The sequence below is a fragment of the Oscillatoria sp. HE19RPO genome (assembly GCF_024220515.1).
In the GTDB taxonomy this organism is placed as follows: Bacteria; Cyanobacteriota; Cyanobacteriia; order Cyanobacteriales; family Laspinemataceae; genus Laspinema.
Map to the genome: position 1 here is coordinate 1 of NZ_JAMXOT010000489.1, position 2,130 is coordinate 2,130.

At 41.2% G+C, this 2,130-nt stretch carries 3 protein-coding genes; 2 read left to right on the forward strand and 1 reads right to left on the reverse strand.

All coding sequences use genetic code 11. The features are described 5' to 3' along the window. Positions 1 to 618 (forward strand): Panacea domain-containing protein (locus tag NG833_RS29985; protein ID WP_256556222.1); only part of this gene is annotated, 618 nt, incomplete at its 5' end. A 78-nt stretch (positions 619 to 696) separates the two neighbouring features. Here NG833_RS29985 and NG833_RS29990 read toward each other — a convergent pair. After that, on the reverse strand, positions 697 to 1,182 hold the full coding sequence (locus NG833_RS29990) for a hypothetical protein (RefSeq protein WP_254568918.1): 486 nt from the start codon (positions 1,180 to 1,182) through the stop codon (positions 697 to 699). A gap of 396 nt (positions 1,183 to 1,578) precedes the next feature. Here NG833_RS29990 and NG833_RS29995 point away from each other — a divergent pair, with 396 nt between their 5' ends. Further along, on the forward strand, positions 1,579 to 1,797 hold the full coding sequence (locus NG833_RS29995) for a hypothetical protein (protein WP_254568919.1): 219 nt from the start codon (positions 1,579 to 1,581) through the stop codon (positions 1,795 to 1,797). Positions 1,798 to 2,130: the final 333 nt, after the last annotated feature.

Consider the following 2,130-nt stretch of genomic DNA (forward strand, 5'->3'; position numbering starts at 1 on the left):
CAACAAATAAATCATCCTTGCTTTGATGCGATCGCACCTAACAAGGCTCTTTTAGCCCGCGCAGGCGGGCTTTGTCCGTGTAGCCCCACCCTTCAGGGTGCGGGTTTTTTGAAGGTTTTATTTTTTGGAGTTCCCTTAGTTAAAATGCTTTATAGAGCGGACCGTCTGGCATTGGAACGGATGGATTACCCGATTACGGGTGATAATTATGTCTCTATGGATTATGGTCCTGTTCTCAGTAGAGTTTATGACCTGATTAAAGGAAAGCCTATTGATAATGCCTTACCTATCTGGTCCGAGTTTATTTCTTCTCCCCAAGATTATGGGGTTGAACTTTTGAAAAACCCCGGAAATGGAGAGCTTTGTGAAGAAGAAGATATCCTGCCAGAGGTTTATAAAAAGTTTGGACAGCTTGAGCCTTTTTGGGTTGCTGAGTGGACTCATGATCTTCCAGAATGGCAAGACCCTCACGGTTCAGCCATTCCCATCCCCGTCGAAGAGATTCTGAAAAATCTGGGTAAGAGCCACGAAGAAATCACCGAAATTCAGCAAGAAGCCATCCGGGAAGCCTATTTAGATAAAATTTTAAATGTCTATAGCGACCCTTCAGGAATTTGACACTTGGTTTGGCTCCCCTCACCCGTTCTGGGCCGCCAACGGTTGGGGGTGAGGCGGCATTGTCAAACTGCTGCAAGACTAGCTATACAGCATATTCTGGACAGCTTCTAGCGTCATATCCAAACACTTTGCAATTTGCTCATCACTTAAGCCCATTTCACGTAAACGAGTAATTGCTTCAATTTTAGCCTGCTGCTTTCCCCTTAGAAATTTCTGAGATTCTTCTTGAGGTTTACAAAGATTAAAGGAGCTAATAACACTACCTTTATCAAAGTTACCGAATACATTTAAGTTAAAGCTGTCAACGGCACTGTGACGTAGTAAAGTTGATTTTAAGTTGGACTTGTCAACATCTTCCCCAAAAAACTCTGAAAATAGTTGCCATAACTCATAGCCGATATCTTTTGCGTACCCTTCGGTACACCTTAATTCTGTAGCAATCTCACCGTATTTTTTACGTTGTAATACTCCCTCCAACACACCAAGCTGCATATCATCTAAATGCTGCCCTGTCTTGCGATAGAAAACTTTGTCGGCAAATAACAATGCTTCTTTTACATTCACAATACAAGCTCACCAGTTAAGAACTCGAAATCTGAATCCGCTGATATCCGACTTTTTCATATACAGCAAGAATACCACATTTTAACAGATTATGTTTTTAAATTATCCGACTTTATCCGGCTTTATTCGACTAGACATTTCCTAGATTTTGAAATATCCTTATCATAAGCATCACATTGGGAATCAAACCTCTCTAGGGTAAACGCTTCAAAATATGAGGCTTCTCGGACTCTCATTAAAGTGGCAAGTAGCCGCAGTTTATTGAGAATACCCCAGATTGATAACTGGATGGCTTGCGGGCGATATTCCTAGAGAAGCGTTAAAACCAGGAATATTGGTGTTAAGCCAAGTTTGATGCACTTTCCCTAAAATTTATCTCTCGAAGCAGGTTAATTTATGGCAACAACTGAAGTTACTTTGGATAAAAAAGCTCATCCCTTGATGATGCACCTGAGTATTGTCCCAAAATACGAGATTGTCGAGGAAGCGTTTAGCTATGATCCCAGTACGCAAACATCCAACATTACTTCTATGAGTAATTCTTGGTGCACTCGTAATAGTTCAACTTATAACGTGGGCCGAGGGGGGGATGAGGACCAAAAAGAGGATGATTAACACCTATTTTTTGTACGAAGGTTCTAAAGTTTCGTAAGCTCCCTAAAAGGTCTGCTTTTGAAAAACAGACCTTTTCATTCTTAATTTGCTTTTTATTTTTAAATCATGATCAACCTTTTGATTGTTACATCCGAATCAGATATTCATGCAGATGTTGTCATTAAGGGTGTTCCAACAAATAAATCATCCAAATCCCGATGGTTAAGCATCTAACTATATTAGGGAACTCCAAAAAATAAAACCTCCAGAACGTTCGTAGTTCCGGATCAACGGAGAAGCTCAGTCAATGTAGGGGCGCAATGCTTGCGCCCTCCGGAGGGCGCAAGCATTGCG

Bases quoted from the DNA above. Each gene is read 5' to 3' on its own strand.
- NG833_RS29995 (WP_254568919.1), top strand. From the start codon at position 1,579: ATGGCAACAACTGAAGTTACTTTGGATAAAAAAGCTCATCCCTTGATG.